18 protein-coding genes are annotated in these 14,762 nt (G+C 71.6%); 10 read left to right on the forward strand and 8 right to left on the reverse strand.

Going from position 1 to position 14,762, the window contains the following annotated elements:
• The first annotated feature begins 2 nt into the window (after window positions 1-2).
• The 3 genes from LXM90_RS22750 (at window position 3) to LXM90_RS22760 (ending at window position 3,142) form a co-directional block, all read left to right on the forward strand.
• The gene (locus LXM90_RS22750) at window positions 3-806 is read left to right on the forward strand and encodes a hypothetical protein (protein ID WP_042675206.1); all 804 of its coding nucleotides are present in this window, start codon (window positions 3-5) and stop codon (window positions 804-806) included.
• A 136-nt stretch (window positions 807-942) separates the two neighbouring features.
• Complete coding sequence (locus LXM90_RS22755; RefSeq protein WP_020091493.1) at window positions 943-1,365, forward strand: hypothetical protein; 423 nt, start codon at window positions 943-945, stop codon at window positions 1,363-1,365.
• A gap of 157 nt (window positions 1,366-1,522) precedes the next feature.
• The gene (locus LXM90_RS22760) at window positions 1,523-3,142 is read left to right on the forward strand and encodes a gamma-glutamyltransferase family protein (protein ID WP_020091492.1); all 1,620 of its coding nucleotides are present in this window, start codon (window positions 1,523-1,525) and stop codon (window positions 3,140-3,142) included.
• A 4-nt stretch (window positions 3,143-3,146) separates the two neighbouring features.
• Here LXM90_RS22760 and LXM90_RS22765 read toward each other — a convergent pair whose 3' ends face one another.
• From LXM90_RS22765 to ruvA, 8 genes are all read right to left on the reverse strand, one after another.
• Complete coding sequence (locus LXM90_RS22765) at window positions 3,147-4,115, reverse strand: hypothetical protein (protein WP_020091491.1); 969 nt, start codon at window positions 4,113-4,115, stop codon at window positions 3,147-3,149.
• A gap of 75 nt (window positions 4,116-4,190) precedes the next feature.
• Window positions 4,191-5,549 carry a DUF817 family protein gene (locus tag LXM90_RS32105; RefSeq protein ID WP_020091490.1) on the reverse strand — a complete coding sequence of 453 codons (1,359 nt, stop codon included), beginning with the start codon at window positions 5,547-5,549 and terminating at the stop codon, window positions 4,191-4,193.
• A 13-nt stretch (window positions 5,550-5,562) separates the two neighbouring features.
• The gene (locus tag LXM90_RS22780) at window positions 5,563-6,210 is read right to left on the reverse strand and encodes an alpha-ketoglutarate-dependent dioxygenase AlkB (RefSeq protein ID WP_020091489.1); all 648 of its coding nucleotides are present in this window, start codon (window positions 6,208-6,210) and stop codon (window positions 5,563-5,565) included.
• The gene (locus LXM90_RS22785; RefSeq protein WP_026604675.1) at window positions 6,211-6,849 is read right to left on the reverse strand and encodes a 2,3-bisphosphoglycerate-dependent phosphoglycerate mutase; all 639 of its coding nucleotides are present in this window, start codon (window positions 6,847-6,849) and stop codon (window positions 6,211-6,213) included.
• 17 nt (window positions 6,850-6,866) lie between these two features.
• Window positions 6,867-7,664 (reverse strand): 4-hydroxy-tetrahydrodipicolinate reductase, encoded by a 798-nt coding sequence (gene dapB / locus LXM90_RS22790; RefSeq protein ID WP_020091487.1) that lies wholly within the window; start codon window positions 7,662-7,664, stop codon window positions 6,867-6,869.
• Between the two features lie 119 nt (window positions 7,665-7,783).
• Window positions 7,784-8,281 (reverse strand): bacterioferritin, encoded by a 498-nt coding sequence (gene bfr / locus LXM90_RS22795; protein ID WP_012317139.1) that lies wholly within the window; start codon window positions 8,279-8,281, stop codon window positions 7,784-7,786.
• A 44-nt stretch (window positions 8,282-8,325) separates the two neighbouring features.
• Window positions 8,326-8,598: a (2Fe-2S)-binding protein gene (locus tag LXM90_RS22800; protein WP_083916283.1), complete on the reverse strand. Its 273-nt coding sequence runs from the start codon at window positions 8,596-8,598 to the stop codon at window positions 8,326-8,328.
• A gap of 193 nt (window positions 8,599-8,791) precedes the next feature.
• Window positions 8,792-9,409, reverse strand: coding sequence for a Holliday junction branch migration protein RuvA (gene ruvA / locus LXM90_RS22805; RefSeq protein ID WP_020091486.1), 618 nt, complete (start codon window positions 9,407-9,409; stop codon window positions 8,792-8,794).
• A gap of 131 nt (window positions 9,410-9,540) precedes the next feature.
• Between ruvA and LXM90_RS22810 the strand changes: the two genes are divergently transcribed.
• From LXM90_RS22810 to proB, 7 genes are all read left to right on the forward strand, one after another.
• Complete coding sequence (locus LXM90_RS22810; protein ID WP_020091485.1) at window positions 9,541-10,173, forward strand: YceI family protein; 633 nt, start codon at window positions 9,541-9,543, stop codon at window positions 10,171-10,173.
• A 197-nt stretch (window positions 10,174-10,370) separates the two neighbouring features.
• Window positions 10,371-10,775: a hypothetical protein gene (locus tag LXM90_RS22815; RefSeq protein ID WP_234081062.1), complete on the forward strand. Its 405-nt coding sequence runs from the start codon at window positions 10,371-10,373 to the stop codon at window positions 10,773-10,775.
• Window positions 10,776-10,964: 189 nt separating this feature from the next.
• Window positions 10,965-11,279 (forward strand): 50S ribosomal protein L21, encoded by a 315-nt coding sequence (rplU, locus tag LXM90_RS22820; RefSeq protein ID WP_010683509.1) that lies wholly within the window; start codon window positions 10,965-10,967, stop codon window positions 11,277-11,279.
• Between the two features lie 84 nt (window positions 11,280-11,363).
• The gene (gene rpmA, locus LXM90_RS22825; protein ID WP_012317134.1) at window positions 11,364-11,630 is read left to right on the forward strand and encodes a 50S ribosomal protein L27; all 267 of its coding nucleotides are present in this window, start codon (window positions 11,364-11,366) and stop codon (window positions 11,628-11,630) included.
• 186 nt (window positions 11,631-11,816) lie between these two features.
• Window positions 11,817-12,413: a GNAT family N-acetyltransferase gene (locus LXM90_RS22830; protein ID WP_020091483.1), complete on the forward strand. Its 597-nt coding sequence runs from the start codon at window positions 11,817-11,819 to the stop codon at window positions 12,411-12,413.
• A gap of 88 nt (window positions 12,414-12,501) precedes the next feature.
• Window positions 12,502-13,530 (forward strand): GTPase ObgE, encoded by a 1,029-nt coding sequence (gene obgE, locus LXM90_RS22835; protein WP_020091482.1) that lies wholly within the window; start codon window positions 12,502-12,504, stop codon window positions 13,528-13,530.
• A 70-nt stretch (window positions 13,531-13,600) separates the two neighbouring features.
• A complete protein-coding gene (proB, locus tag LXM90_RS22840; RefSeq protein ID WP_020091481.1) occupies window positions 13,601-14,716 on the forward strand; it encodes a glutamate 5-kinase in 1,116 nt (371 codons plus the stop codon).
• Window positions 14,717-14,762: the final 46 nt, after the last annotated feature.

The following is a 14,762-nucleotide window of genomic DNA, read 5'->3' on the forward strand; positions in this document are numbered from 1 at the left end:
GCGTGCCGGGCGGCCGGGCCGCGCGCGCGCCGGACGCCCCGGTCTCCCCGGGATCTCTCGGCCTGCGCATCGCCCTCGCCGCGGCGGCGATTGCCGTCCTGTGGGCCCTCCCCCGCTGGCCCGGCGAGAACCCGACCTCCGCGCCCGCGCCGCCGCCGGCCGCGGAGACCGCCTTCGTCCCGTCGGTCCAGGCCTCGCCGGCACCGCCCGCGGCCTCGGTCGCCCAGTTCGGGCTCGCGGAACCCGGGCTCGATCCGGTGCGCGTGTCCGCCCGCGTCGATCCGCGGACCGGGCTGCGCGAGGACACCCTCATCCGGGGCGACGTCGCGGCGATCGAGGCGCCGGTCCTGCGGGTCCAGCTCACCCGCGGGCCCCGCTCGGGCGCACCGCCGACGCTCTTCGTCCTCATGGCCCGGCGCGCCGCGAACGGTCCGGCCCTCGACCGGCCGGCCCTGGCGGTGGCCCGGACCGGCGCCCGCGATCAGATCCGCACGAAGTTCGGTGCGGTCGAGACCCTGGAGGTGACCTTCGCGGGCCCCGCGCAGCGGACCTGCACCGGCTTCGTCACGCGCGACACGGCTTTCCAGCTCGACGGATGGCTCTGCGCGCCCCTCGCGCGCCCGCCGGAGCCGCAGGCCCTCGGCTGCATGCTCGACGCGCTGAGCCTCGTCGACCTCGCCGATGCCGCCACGACGGCGGCCTTCTCGGTCGCGCCCGATCCGGCGGGCGCGTGCCCGGCATCGGCCGCGACAGAGCCTCCCGGGAGGGTCGGATCGTTAATCCGGCGGCCGCAAAATAAAAAATGAGGCCGGAGTGTGGCAAAACGCACAAGCTCAGCCATAAGGGCGGAACAACAGCCTCGCCCAAGCGTCTTATCGTCAAAGGCGGCGAACTGTTAAGCTTCGGTCGCCATACTGATGGCACTCAAGGACAAGGTTGGCCATGCGCTCGCTCAAGATCGCCCTTCTCGGCGTCGTCGCCGCCACCGGCCTCGGCGCCCTGGCCTCCGCGCCCGCCCAGGCTCAGGATGGCTACGTCCCCGGCCCGATCTACCGGGTCAGCCGGCCGCTCCCGATCCGAGTGCGCCCGCGCAGCTGGCTCGATGCCGGTAACGTGCCGCTGACCTCGAACGTTCCGGGCGCCGGCGGCTCGCGCAACCCGGCCCTGAACCCCTACCTGATCGCGGCGTCCAACCAGCTGACCCCGCCCTACGGCCCGACGGACCGCTTCGGCCGCGGCATCCTGCCGGATCCGATCACCAACGGGCCGTTCATCGGCGCCCGTTCCTCGGCGATCCGCAACGTCGACCTCTCCTTCGTCGACCGGCTGGACCCGACCTCGCCGCTCTACGGCCGCCCCTACTGAGCGGCCCGGCAAGGCAGCATCACGTTCACGAAGCGCGGGTCCTCGGGCCCGCGTTTTTCGTTGGCGGGCATGCCCGGCCACGCCTTCACCGGGGCCGGATATCCTGTATGCCAAGTGCCGCGGGAGCGCGTGGGCTGCCGAGACCGGGAACTGAGCGATGAAGCCGTTCGACTGGGTGACCGGGTATCCGTCGCTGCGGATGCCGATGTTCGGGCGCAACTGCGTGGCGACCTCGCACGCGCTGGCGGCGCAGGCCGGCATCCAGATGCTCCAGGCCGGCGGCAACGCGGTCGATGCCGCGATCGCCACGGCGGCCGCTAAGACCGTCACCGAGCCGTGCAGCAACGGTCTCGGCTCCGACGCCTTCTGCATCCTGTGGGACGGGAAGGCGCTGCACGGCCTCAACGCTTCCGGCGGGGCGCCGGCCGCCTGGAGCCGGGACTACTTCCTGAAGAAGTACGGCGCCGGCGAGCGGCCGCCGATGCGCGGCTGGGACTCGGTCACCGTGCCGGGCGCGGTCGCCGCCTGGGCGGCGCTGAGCGAGCGCTTCGGCCGCCTCCCCTTCGCCGACCTGATGCAGCCCGCGATCCGCATCGCCGAGCGGGGCTACCTCGCGCCGGTGGTGGTCCAGCAGAAATGGGCGGCCGCGGCCCGGATCGAGGCGATCACCCGCCAGCCGGGCTTCTCGGAGTTCTTCCTGCCGCGGGGCCGGGCGCCGGATGTCGGCGAGCTGGTGACCTTCCCGGGTGCCGAGAAGACCCTTCGGCTGATCGGCGAGACCAAGGGCGAGGCCTTCTACCGGGGCGAGATCGCCGAGGCGATCGCCGCGCACGCGCGGGCCAACGGCGGCGCGATGACCGCCGCCGACCTCGCGGCGTTCCGCCCCGAATGGGTCACGCCGACCGCGAAGGACTATCACGGCTACACGCTGCACGAGATCCCGCCGAACGGCCAGGGTATCGCGGCGCAGATCGCGCTGGGCCTCCTCGAGCAGTTCGACCTCGGCGGCCTGCCGGTCGATGGGCCGGAGTCGCAGCACCTGCAGATCGAGGCGATGAAGCTCGCCTTCAGCGACACCTACCGGTACGTCGCCGACCCCCGCGGGATGGAGGTGACGCCGGAGGCCATGCTCGACCCAGCCTACCTCGCGGAGCGCGCCAAGCTGATCGACCGGAATCGCGCCCAGGTCTTCGGGCCGGGCAAGCCGCCCGCGGGCGGCACGATCTACCTCACCGCGGCCGACGAGTCCGGCATGATGGTGAGCTTCATCCAGTCGAACTTCATGGGCTTCGGCTCCGGCGTGGTCGTCCCGGGCTGGGGCATCTCCCTGCAGAATCGCGGCTACGGCTTCGTGCTCGTTCCGGAGAGCCCCAACGTGGTGGCGCCCGGCAAGCGCCCGTTCCACACCATCATCCCGGGCTTCCTCACGAAGGACGGAGCCCCGGTGATGAGCTTCGGCGTGATGGGCGGCAACATGCAGCCGCAGGGGCACGTCCAGACCCTGGTGCGGATGATCGACCACGGCCAGAACCCGCAGGCGGCCTGCGACGCGCCGCGGTGGCGGGTGAACGAGGGCCTCGACATCAACGTCGAGGCGGCGATGCCGGGCGCGACCCTGGAGCGCCTGAAGGCCCTCGGCCACGAACTCGAGGTGATCGAGGACAGCTACCAGGATTTCGGCGCTGGCCAGTTCATCTGGCGGATGGGCGATCCGGCCGTCGAGGGCTACGTGGCCGCGAGCGACCCGCGCCGCGACGGGCAGGCCGTGGTCTGGTGACGCGCTACTTGACCTGCACGCTGTCCACCACCTGGCGGAACTTGGCGAGGACGCCGTCGCGCTGATCCTGCCGCACGACGCCGAGGGCGCGGACGTAGCCGTCCGGTGCGAACCGGATGGTCTGCATGACCACGACGGGCTGGTTGGTCGGCTGATCGAGGGCGCGGGCCACGATCTCGTGCCAGTCGACGCCGTTCGAGCGGTAGCTCTGCGCCCGCTCGATGACGAAGTCCTTGAGGGTCTGATTGGACGCCAGGGCGGCGCGGGCGAAGCCGTCCCGCTGCTCGGCCCCGGGCGGCTGCTGCACGGCCTGCGCGAGGACGAGGATCGGCTGTTCCAGATTCTGCATCTGGTCCTTCGGGCCGCTGGTGAGGAGGACCGAGTTGCCGGCCATCACCCGCACGGGCCGGAAGCCCGCCATGTCGGCGATGCGGAAGGGCAGCGCGTCGACCTGCTGGGTCAGCGACAGGGCCGGCCGGAGGGTGACGCCGGTCACCATCTTGCGCATCGAGGCCTCGGTCTCGGCGTCGGGCAGCGCCTGGGCGATGATCAGCCCGGTCACGGTCGGTGTGCCAACCACGAGGATCCACTTCCGGATAGCCGGCGCGGACGAGCCGGGATCGGCGGGCTGCTCACCGGTGTAGAGCATGCCCTCGTTGTCGCCGATCTTGACCTCCTCGCGCTTCTCGACCGCGAAGCCTTGGCTCAGCAGGTTGGCGTCGGTGAAGCCGCTGACGAGCTCCGCGAAGGCGTTCGCGGGCAATTCGACGACCGACACGGTCGCGCCACCCTCTTTCCGCTCGAAGCCCGAGAAGCGCCGCGACAGCGACATGTCGGCGGGCGGGTCGAAGCCGAAGCGCGAGCCCGCGGGATAGACGGGATCGCCGGCCCGGGCGGCCGAGCCGAGGCTGGCCGCCAGCGCGGCTGCGCATAGAACCCGTCCGAGACGCAGCGTCAGGTTGCGCATCCGCATCGAAAACCGGTTCTCCTGGTGGACCCAACTTTGGGTTAGTCCGCACCCGATGGGTCTGCCGGGCGACCTGTTCTGTCAAGCCGGCAACGCGGCGCGCCTGCGTTCACGATGAAGGGAAAGCGCGAGCGCGGCGGCGGCGCCGATCCCGACGCCGTAGGCGAGGAGATTCCACGGCGAGAAGATGGAGCCGAGGAGGAGCTGACCCGGCAGGGTCGTCCGGAAGGCGTCGAAGGCCGGCGTGTGGACGAGCCGGCTGCTCTCGATGAGCGCGGCGGCCGCGAAGGCGGCGATCAGGCAGGTGCGCAGGCCCCAGCTGCCGGGTCGCAGGGCCGCGACCAGAAGGAACAGCATCGCCCCCCACAGGATCCCGCCGCCGTAATGGTGGATCGCGAGCGGCAGGCCCCAGTGCGGCACGCGCAGCAGCAGGCCGAGGGCGATCACCGCGGCCGCGAGGCCGAGATGGGTCGCGCGGGCCATCGGCAGCTCCCGACGCGCGGGCGCGGCCAGCACGGCCGGCCAGGTCGCGATGCCGTTCACCCGCGCGACCAGCGTGTAGGACACGATCATCAGCAGGAACCAGGACGAGAGCTTGGCCACCGGGACGATGGACCAGTGCTGCCGCTGGTTCGGGTAGAGCCACGTGCCGGACAGTGTGCCGAGATTCTCGGCGAACCAGATGAACAGCGCGACGAGCAGCAGGCCGAGCAGGAGCGGCATGGTGCGGTGCTCCCGCCAGACCTTGAAGTACACGGTCGCGGGGGCGAAGGCCGCGACCGCGACCGCGATGAGTCCGACACGCAGGTCGATGCCGCGATGATCGATGAGGAAATTGACGTAGATCGCCACCGACAGGACCGCGAGCAGGCGCAGGCTCGGGTGCCGCGTGAACCGGAAATCGAACAGGCGCCAGACGCGGGCGAGATAGCTGCCGACCGCCGCGTACATGAAGCCCGTGAACAGCGGGACGCCGCCGAGCCGGAACAGGTTCGCCTCCGGGTAGACCCAGCTGCCGATCGCGGTCTTGTGGATCTCCATGGCCGTGCCGATGACGTGGAAGACCAGGATCACCCGGGCCTCCGACCACGTCTCCATCCGCAGCCGCAGCATCGCGACCTGGAGCACGAGGGCGGCGAGGAACAGCGCGTCGTACCGGGCGACGGGCGCGTGGGCCGGCCAGACGAGGCGCGTGCCGAGCATGAGCGCCAGGAGCAGGCCGCCGAACAGGCAGGCCCAGCCCTGCTTGAGCCCGAACCGGACGAACTCGTAGAGCCCGGCCGTGACGCGCCCGCGCGCCAGGACCGCCTCCTGGAGGCGGGCCTCGGCCGCGACGAAGCCGGCGAGCGCCGGCCACTGCGCTGCCGCGCTGACGCGCCCGCCGGGGATCGCCGGCGGCATCGCGGTCGGCACCGGCTCCGGATCTCGCTCGCGCGTCATGGCGTGTCGCGCATCATGGCGTGGCCGGCACCGTGACGCGTCGCAGGGTGAGATTGCAGCGGCCGCCCGGCGGCAGGAACCCGGGCCCGTCCGCCGCTTCCAGCAGGTCGCCGTCCGGGTAGAGCCGGTCGATGCCGTGGAAGACGAGCCGCGCGGCGCCACCCATCACCAGTGCGTCGCCGGCCTGCAGCCGGACCGAGCGGGTCGGGTCCGACCGGCTCAGGCCGCCGTAGCGGAACAGGGCCGCCGCGCCGAGGGACAGCGACACGACCGGCGCGGCGAGATCCGCCTCGTCGCGGTCCTGGTGGAGGCCCATGCGGGTCCCCGGCGCGTAGATGTTGACGAGGCAGGCTTCCGGCGGAGCCGGATAGGCCGCCAGCGTCTCCCAGGCCGCGCGGGCGGTCGGCGGCAGGGCCGGCCAGGGTCGACCGGTCTCGGGATGGTGCGGCTGGTAGCGGTAGCCCACGACGTCGGAGACCCAGCCGAGGGGTCCGGCATTCGACATCCGCACCGAGAACGGCTTGCCGGTGCGGGGCATGCGCGGCGTCACGGGCGGCGCCTCGGCGAGAACCGCGGCGATCTCCGCGGCGAGCCGCGCGCGGGCCGCCGCGTCGAGGAAGCCCGGATGGTGGATCAGGCCCGGTCCGAGTTCCGTCGCCACTCAGCGGTCCGCGTCGACGACCTGCTCCAGCACGGTCTTGGAGGCGACCGTGGTGTCGGCGTTCAGGCGGTAGACCAGCGGCACGCCGGTCCGGATCTGGAGATCGGGCACCTGCGCCTCGGTCAATCCGTCGAGGACCATCACCAGGGCGCGGAGCGAGTTCCCGTGGGCCGCCACCAGGACCCGCTGGCCGGCCATCACGCGCGGCAGGATCGTCGCGACGTAGCAGGGCAGAACCCGCGCGGCCGTGTCCTTCAGGCTCTCGCCGCCGGGCGGCCGCACGTCGTAGCCCCGGCGCCAGGCGTGGACCTGCGCGTCGCCCCAGCGGGCGCGGGCCTCGTCCTTGTTGAGGCCGGAGAGGTCGCCGTAATCGCGCTCGTTGAGGGCGCGCTCGCGCAGGACCGGGATCTCGGACAGGCCCATCTCCTCGAGGATCAGCGCACAGGTGCGCTGCGCGCGGACCAGTTCGGAGGTGAAGGCCACGTCGAACCCGTAGCCGTCCCTCTTGAGGCCGCGCCCGGCGGCCCGGGCCTCGGCGACGCCGCGTTCGGTGAGGTCCGGGTCGCGCCAGCCGGTGAACAGGTTCTTCAGGTTCCACTCGCTCTGGCCGTGCCGGACGAGGATGAGGAGCCGCTCCATCGCCGTCGCGCCGCCGGTCACAGGCCGAGCACGTCGGTCATGGTGTAGAGCCCCGGCGGCTTGGGATGCGCCCAGAGCGCGGCCTTGACGGCGCCCGTGGCGAACAGGCCCCGGTCGGCGGCGTGGTGGCTGATCGTCAGGCTCTCGCCGGTTCCGGCGAAGATCACGCTGTGGTCGCCGACGACGCTGCCGCCCCGCAGGGTGGCGAAGCCGATATCGCCCGGCCGGCGGGCGCCGGTATGCCCGTCCCGGGTCGAGACCCGAACCGCCTTCAGGTCGACGCCGCGGCCCTCCGCGGCGGCCTCGCCGAGCATCAGCGCGGTGCCGGAGGGGGCGTCCACCTTCATGCGGTGGTGCATCTCGGCGATCTCGATGTCGAACTCGTCGCCCAGGGCCTTGGCGACCCGCCGGACCAGCGCGGCCATCAGGTTGATGCCGAGCGACATGTTGCCCGACTGCACGATGCGGGCGTGGTACGAGGCCGCCTTCAGCTTGACGAAATCGTCCTCCGAGAGGCCGGTCGTGCCGACGACGTGGACGATGCGCGCCTGGGCGGCGAGCTCGGCGAAGGCGACCGTGGCGGCCGGCGCGGTGAAGTCGAGGACGCCGTCGGCGCCCGCGAAGGCCGTGAGGGCGTCGTCGGTGACGGGAACGTCGAGGGGTGGCAGCCCGGCGAGGACGCCGGCGTCCTCGCCGAGCGCCGGCGAGCCGTCGCGCTCGATCGCCGCTGAGAGCGTGCAGCCCTCGGCCTGCGCCACCGCGCGGATCAGCATCCGCCCCATGCGCCCGTCGGCGCCGACCACCACGAGCCGCATCCCGTTCCCCAGCTTGCCGTCTCAGGCGGGCAGGAACGCGGCCGCGCCGGCCCCACCCCTGCCCGCATCACTGTCCGGGTCCCCGCTCCGCCGCGCGGGCGGCGGGAGCCCGGGCGCTGTCACTCCTTCTCGGGGGCGATCTGCTCGAGGCCGCCGATATGCTTCTGCGCGTAGAGCGGCAGGCCGATCTGCTTGATCAGCTCGAGCTGGGTCTCGAGGAAGTCGATGTGACCCTCCTCGTCCTCGGCCAGATCCTCGAAGAGGCGCTTGGACACGCGGTCGTTGATCGAATCGCAGTACTTCGCGGCCTCGAGGTAGAGGCTGCGGGCCTCGTTCTCGGCGGCGAGATCGGATTCCAGGATCTCCTGAACGTTCTGGCCGATCCGCAGCGGGTCGAGCTCCTGCAGATTCGGGAACCCGTCGAGGAACAGGATCCGGTCGATGAACCGGTCGGCGTGGTTCATCTCCTCGATCGATTCCTTGCGCCAGAACTTCGCCAGCTCGACGTAGCCCCAGTCATTGAGCATGCGGAAATGCAGCCAGTACTGGCTGACGGCCGTCAGCTCGCTGCGCAGGCCGCGATTCAGATACTCGATGACCTTGGTGTCGCCCTTCATGCCCCCGTACTCCTTACCGTGCTCTCAGGCGGGGGGTAGAAGCATCAGGCCGCGACTCCCTCATCCGCAGTTTGGAATTTCACCAAACTACAGGCGCTCGCGCAAGCCGTCGTGCAAGCATGGCTGCTCTCCGCCGCCGCGGCCTCGCCCAGCGCGGTCTGCATGATCGCGCGGATCGTGCGGGCGCAGCGCCCGCATTTCGGGCTGCAGCCGAGGCAGGCGTAGACCTGCGCGGGCGTGCGCGGGCAGCCGGGTCCGGGGGCGAGGCAGCCGCGCACGGCGCCGTCCGATAAGACGTTACAAGAACAGACGATCATGCGCGCCGCAAATCCCGTCATCCCCGTGCCCGCCGCGGTCGTCGACGACCGTCCGGGGCACCCGCGCCAGTTTAGAAGAATTGAAAAGTAGCTTGCTTTTCAATACCTTATTGGCGCGGGTCGACATGGCACCGCCGCCCGCGCGGGTCAAGGGCGTGCGATCTAAGTGCGCCCCAACTGTCAGGTCGGGCCGTCAGCGGGCGAGTTCGCGCAGGCCGAGCCGGATGAGCACCTTGGCCTCGGCGCCCTCCCCCGCACCCTTGAGCGCGGCCGCGATGGCGGCGGCGGCCTGGACCTGCGGGTAGCCGAGATTGACCAGTGCCGAGACGGCGTCCGCCACCGGCTGCGGGGCGGCGCCCTCCTCGACGGCGCCCGCAAGGGCGACCAGCGCGGGATCGACGGGCGCGAAGGCCGGGGCCTTGTCCTTGAGCTCGGCGGCGAGCCTGGCGGCGAGGCGCGGCCCGACGCCCGGGGCCCGGCTGATCGAGCCCTTGTCGCCGGTGGCGATGGCGCTCGCCAGCGCCTCGGGCTCCAGCACCGACAGAACGCCGAGCGCCACCCGCGCGCCGACGCCCTGGACGGTCTGGAGCAGGCGGAACCACTCGCGCTCGGCGTCCGAGCGGAAGCCGTAGAGGCGGATCATGTCCTCGCGGACGTGGGTCTCGATCGACAGCGCCGCGGGCTCGCCGACCTTGGGCATGCGCTGCAGGGTCCGCGCCGAGCAGTGAACGATGTAGCCGACCCCCGACACGTCGAGGATCACGAAATCCTCGCCGAACGAGTCCACGACGCCCTTGAGCTTGCCGATCATGCCACGCCTGCCGCTACCTCGGCTTGCCTACAGAACCGCGGCGGCCTTCGCCAGACGTGCTTGAGCGCGCAGGGAGATCATGAAATCACGGGCCCGCGCCGGCCGAGCTTGGCCGGTCACGGGGGGATGACATGCGCGCGCCACTTCTTGTCCTGATCGGCCTGCTCTGCGCCGGCCCGGCCCGGGCGGCGGACAACCCGGCAGCCCCGCCCGCACCGGTCGCGCCGAGCGCGGATCCGACGCAGGTCCGGCCCGGCAGCTACGTCCTCGATCCGGATCACGGCAAGGTCACGTGGTCGGTCTCGCATCTCGGCTACTCGACCTATTACGGCCAGTTCACCGGCCTGAGCGGCACGCTCCAGCTCGACCCGAAGGCGCCCGAGAAGAGCCGCCTCGAGGTGACTGTGCCGCTCGGCGGCGTCATCACCGGCAGCACCCGGCTGAACGAGCACTTCGCGGCCCCGGATTTCTTCGACACGGCCAAGTTCCCGAGCGCCACCTTCACCGCCACCAAGGTCGAGCCCACCAGCCCGACCACCGCGCGGATCACCGGCGACCTCAACCTGCGTGGGACGGTCCGGCCGTTCGCGATCGACGCCACCTTCAACCAGGCCGGCATCCACCCTGTGGACCAGCGCTACACCGTGGGCTTCGACGGGCGCGCGGTCGTCAAGCGCTCGGATTTCGGCATCAACGCCTACCTGCCGCAGCTCGGCGACGAGGTGAGCCTGCGCATCGAGGGCGAGTTCAAGGCCGCGCCCTGACGGCCGGTCTGTCTGCCGACCGCGGGCCGACGCGGCGGGTGACGCCCCGTCGCCGGACGTGTAGTCAGCCGCCGTCGCGGCGCCGCGGCGAGGGGCGCGCCCAAGGGAACGCGCGTCTCCCGGTCGGCGCCCGGCATCGTCGCGAAGGTGCGGGTGCGCCACCGCGCCGATCGATGCTTACCCTGGAGGTCTCAGCCGTGCGGCGTGTCGGTGTCCCCACCCTTGCCCTGACGCTAGCCCTGACGCTGAATCTCGCGGGGACGGCCGCCGCGCAGGCGCCCGCCGCGCCGGCCAATCCGGCCGCGCCGGCCTCGGCCCTCGACAATTACGCCTCGGCGGCGGCCACGACCATCATCGCCGAGCAGGCCTGCCCGGGCGTGCAGGTCCGGGCCGGCCAGCTGACGACGCTCCGCCTCGCGGCACGCGTCAATGCCGGGCAGGAGGCGATCCTGGAGGAGAAGCTGCGCACCCGCGCCACGCAGGTGCGCCAGCAGCTCGCCGCCGACGGCCGGGAGACGTGGTGCGCGCAGGCCCTCGCCGCCTTCGGCCCGGCGGGCAGCGTCGCGAAGGGCATCCTGGCGACCGGCGCGCCGATCCGGTGACACCGCCCGGCAGGCCGCCGCGGATTGACACGGCGCCGCCGCGCCCGTACTGACCCCGCATGGCGCGCGGCCTCAGCTGGGGTCCGCGCGTTTCGCGTTGTCCGGGCCGAACGCCCGTTCAATGACTTCAAACAAGAAGCCGGTCCAGGGGCAGCCGCCCCGGAGGCCGTTCGAGAACACGAGAGAACGATGTTCGCAGTCATCAAGACGGGCGGTAAGCAGTACCGCGTCGCCGCCAACGACACCATCACCATCGCCTCCCTGGCGGGCGAGGCCGGCGAGGCCGTGACCTTCGGCGAGGTCCTCCTGTTCGCCGACGGCGCGGGCGCGACCCAGGTCGGCGCCCCGACCCTGTCGGGCATCAGCGTCACGGGCGAGATCGTGCGCCACGGCCGCGACAAGAAGGTCATCGCCTTCAAGAAGCGCCGCCGGCAGAACTCCCGCCGCAAGCGCGGCCATCGCCAGGACCACACGGTCGTGCGCATCACCGGCATTTCGGCCTGACGCACGCCAGACGCTGGGCGCGTACGGTCCTGAGGGACCGATCCGCGACCGCATCCACGCCACTCAGAATTCGGAGCTCATCCCATGGCACACAAGAAGGCTGGCGGCTCGTCCCGCAACGGTCGCGATTCGGAAGGCCGGCGCCTCGGCGTCAAGAAGTTCGGCTCGGAGGCCGTCATTCCGGGCAACATCATCGTGCGTCAGCGCGGCACCAAATGGCATCCCGGCGCCAATGTCGGCATGGGTAAGGACCACACGATCTTCGCGCTGGTACCGGGCCATGTCCGCTTCGAGACGCGCCGCGGGCGCGCCTTCGTAGGTGTTACCCCGCTGGCCGAGGCCGCGGAATAAGAGGCGGGCGCCCTGAGTGGCGAAGCTGGCGTCCCGCCCGGTGTCCCACACCGGACCGGAGACGTCGTTGCCGAGCCCCTGACGGGCCAGGTCGGACGGAAGACCGGGGAGGATGGGACGCCATCCTCCCCTTCGTCGTCTTGAGGCGGTGCCCCGGAGCCGGGAGCGCCGCCCTGCGAGGGCACGATGTTCCCCGATCTGACCCGTGATGACGTTTTCCGGATCGAGACGCGGCGGCTGTGGCTGCGCTGGCCGACCGCCAAGGACAGGGACGCGATCCTGAAGCTGGCCGGCGACCCGTCGGTCGCCGCGATGCTGGCGCGGGTGCCGCACCCGCTCCCGGCCCCGGAGGTGGACGCGTTCCTGCTGCAGGCGCGCTCGCGGAACGCCGCCGGTTCGGCGCTCACGCTCGCCCTCGCGCCGCGGGCGGCGCCGGGCAGCCTCATCGGCGTCGTCAGCATCGAGGGGCGGAGCGACGGACCGCCGGAACTCGGCTACTGGCTCGGGCAGCCCTACTGGGGCAGCGGCCTGATGGCCGAGGCCGTGACGGCCCTGTGCCACGCGTTCTTCGCCTATACGGGCGGGACGGAACTCGCCGCCTCGGCCCGCACGGTCAACCCGGCGTCCCGGCGCGTGCTGGAGACCTGCGGCTTCGCGCAGGCCGGCAGCGCGATCCGGCCCTTTCCGGCGCGCGGCGCGGACCTTCCGGTCGATCTCTTCAGCCTCGACCGGCAGCGCTGGCAGACTCCGCCGTCCGAGCCGGCGATGACGCGGGCCGCCTGAGGCGGCCCCGCGGCGCCGGACTGGCCGGCGGCCGCCGACAGGGTGATGGTGCGGGTCGCGAATCCGCGCCCGACAAAGGATTCAGGTCGTGAAGTTCCTCGACGAAGCCAAGGTCTATGTCCGCTCCGGTGATGGCGGTCCCGGCTGCGTCTCGTTCCGGCGCGAGAAGTTCATCGAGTTCGGTGGACCGAACGGCGGTGACGGCGGCCGCGGCGGCGATGTCTGGGTGGAGTGCGTCGAGGGTCTCAACACCCTGATCGACTACCGCTACCAGCAGCACTTCAAGGCCAAGAAGGGCGAGCACGGCATGGGCTCGAACTGCCACGGCGCCAACGGCGCCGACACGGTCCTGAAGGTCCCGGCCGGCACGCAGATCTTCTCCGAGGACGGCGAGACGCTGCTCGCCGACCTGACCGAGGTCGGCCAGAAGATCCGCCTCGCCAAGGGCGGCAACGGCGGCTTCGGCAACGCCTACTTCACGACCTCCACGAACCGGGCCCCGAAACACGCTAATCCCGGCCTGGAAGGCCAGGAGATGTGGATCTGGCTGCGGCTCAAGCTGATCGCCGATGCCGGACTCGTCGGGCTCCCGAATGCCGGCAAGTCGACCTTCCTGGCGAGCGTCACCGCGGCGAAGCCGAAGATCGCCGACTACCCGTTCACGACACTGCATCCCGGCCTCGGCGTGGTTCGCTCGGACGGGCGCGAGTTCGTGCTCGCCGACATCCCGGGCCTGATCGAGGGCGCCCACGAGGGCGTCGGCCTCGGCGACAGGTTCCTCGCCCATGTCGAGCGCTGCCGGGTGCTGCTGCACCTCGTGGACGGCACGAGCGAGCATGCGGGCAAGACCTACAAGCTGGTTCGCGGCGAGATCGAGGCCTACGGCAACGGCCTCGCGGAGAAGCCCGAAGTCGTGGCGCTCTCGAAGACCGACGCGCTCGACGCCGACACGCTCAAGAGCCAGGTGGCCAAGCTGAAGCGCGCCGCCGGCCGCGCGCCGCTGGTCCTGTCCTCGGCGAGTCGGAAGGGCGTTCCCGAGGCGCTACGCGCGCTTCAGGCCGAGATCGATGCCAGCGCCGAAGCCGAGCGGAAGCCGGCGGCCGCCTGGCAGCCGTAGCCCTCGACCGACTGTTCAAAGGGCGGGTCTTGGTTCACACCCGCCCCGAACGCGCCGTCCCGCAAGAATCATGATCCCTGCCCTCGAAGAATTCCGCCGCGTGGTCATCAAGGTCGGCTCGGCCCTGCTGGTCGACCGCAATGCCGGCCGCCTCCGCCACGCCTGGCTCGCCGCGCTGGCCGAGGACATCGCGGAGCTGCACGGGCGCGGCGTCGACGTCCTGGTCGTGTCCTCGGGCAGCATCGCCCTCGGCCGGACGGTGCTGGGCCTGCCGCCCGGCGTCCTGCGCCTGGAGGAGAGCCAGGGCGCGGCCTCGGTCGGACAGATCACCCTCGCGCGCCACTGGGCCGAGGCGCTGGGCCATCACGGCATCGTCGCCGGCCAGATCCTCGTGACGCCGCAGGACACCGAGGAGCGCCGCCGCTACCTCAACGCCCGTGCCACCGTGCTGAAACTCCTGGAGATGCGCGCGGTGCCGGTCGTGAACGAGAACGACACGGTGGCGACCTCGGAGATCCGCTACGGCGACAACGACCGGCTCGCCGCCCGGGTCGCCACCATGATCGACGCCGACGTGCTGGTGCTGTTCTCGGACATCGACGGCCTCTACACGGCGCCGCCCCAGAGCGATCCTGAGGCGCGCCACCTCGCCGTGGTCGATCGGATCACTCCCGAGATCGAGGCGATGGCCGGCGGCCCGGCCTCCGAGCTGTCGCGGGGCGGCATGCGCACCAAGGTCGAGGCCGCCAAGATCGCGGCCTCGGGCGGCACGCACCTGGTCATCGCGGACGGGCGCGGGAAGAACCCGCTGAAGGCCGTGCGGGACGGGGCGCGCTGCACGTGGTTCCTCTCGGGGTCCACGCCCACGGCCGCCCGGAAGACCTGGATCGCCGGCTCGCTGGAGCCGCGCGGCACCCTGACGATCGACGCGGGCGCCGAGCAGGCGCTCCGGAGCGGGGCCAGCCTGCTTCCCGTGGGCGTGCGCGCGATCGAGGGCAGCTTCTCCCGCGGCGATGCCGTGATGATCCGCGATCCGGAGGGCCGGATCCTCGGCCGCGGTCTCGTGGCCTATGACAGCGCCGAGGCCGCGCTGATCATCGGTCATCCGAGCGCGCGCATTCCGGAACTGCTCAATTATCCCGGTCGCGCCTGGATGGTGCACCGCGATGACTTGGCACTATTCTAGAAATCGTCGACACAAGCTAATCTATTTACAATTTTTGTCTCGATGA

The sequence above is a fragment of the Methylobacterium oryzae genome, assembly GCF_021398735.1.
GTDB lineage: Bacteria > Pseudomonadota > Alphaproteobacteria > Rhizobiales > Beijerinckiaceae > Methylobacterium.

Excerpts from the sequence above, each read along its gene's own strand:
- LXM90_RS22765 (WP_020091491.1), bottom strand. The coding sequence starts at position 4,115 with ATGCGGATGCGCAACCTGACGCTGCGTCTCGGACGGGTTCTATGCGCA.
- LXM90_RS32105 (WP_020091490.1), bottom strand. The coding sequence starts at position 5,549 with ATGACGCGCGAGCGAGATCCGGAGCCGGTGCCGACCGCGATGCCGCCG.
- dapB (WP_020091487.1), bottom strand. The coding sequence starts at position 7,664 with ATGCGGCTCGTGGTGGTCGGCGCCGACGGGCGCATGGGGCGGATGCTG.
- LXM90_RS22785 (WP_026604675.1), bottom strand. The coding sequence starts at position 6,849 with ATGGAGCGGCTCCTCATCCTCGTCCGGCACGGCCAGAGCGAGTGGAAC.
- LXM90_RS22810 (WP_020091485.1), top strand. The coding sequence starts at position 9,541 with ATGCGCGCGCCACTTCTTGTCCTGATCGGCCTGCTCTGCGCCGGCCCG.
- bfr (WP_012317139.1), bottom strand. The coding sequence starts at position 8,281 with ATGAAGGGCGACACCAAGGTCATCGAGTATCTGAATCGCGGCCTGCGC.
- LXM90_RS22830 (WP_020091483.1), top strand. The coding sequence starts at position 11,817 with ATGTTCCCCGATCTGACCCGTGATGACGTTTTCCGGATCGAGACGCGG.
- LXM90_RS22760 (WP_020091492.1), top strand. The coding sequence starts at position 1,523 with ATGAAGCCGTTCGACTGGGTGACCGGGTATCCGTCGCTGCGGATGCCG.
- LXM90_RS22755 (WP_020091493.1), top strand. The coding sequence starts at position 943 with ATGCGCTCGCTCAAGATCGCCCTTCTCGGCGTCGTCGCCGCCACCGGC.
- proB (WP_020091481.1), top strand. The coding sequence starts at position 13,601 with ATGATCCCTGCCCTCGAAGAATTCCGCCGCGTGGTCATCAAGGTCGGC.
- rpmA (WP_012317134.1), top strand. The coding sequence starts at position 11,364 with ATGGCACACAAGAAGGCTGGCGGCTCGTCCCGCAACGGTCGCGATTCG.
- LXM90_RS22800 (WP_083916283.1), bottom strand. The coding sequence starts at position 8,598 with ATGATCGTCTGTTCTTGTAACGTCTTATCGGACGGCGCCGTGCGCGGC.
- rplU (WP_010683509.1), top strand. The coding sequence starts at position 10,965 with ATGTTCGCAGTCATCAAGACGGGCGGTAAGCAGTACCGCGTCGCCGCC.
- ruvA (WP_020091486.1), bottom strand. The coding sequence starts at position 9,409 with ATGATCGGCAAGCTCAAGGGCGTCGTGGACTCGTTCGGCGAGGATTTC.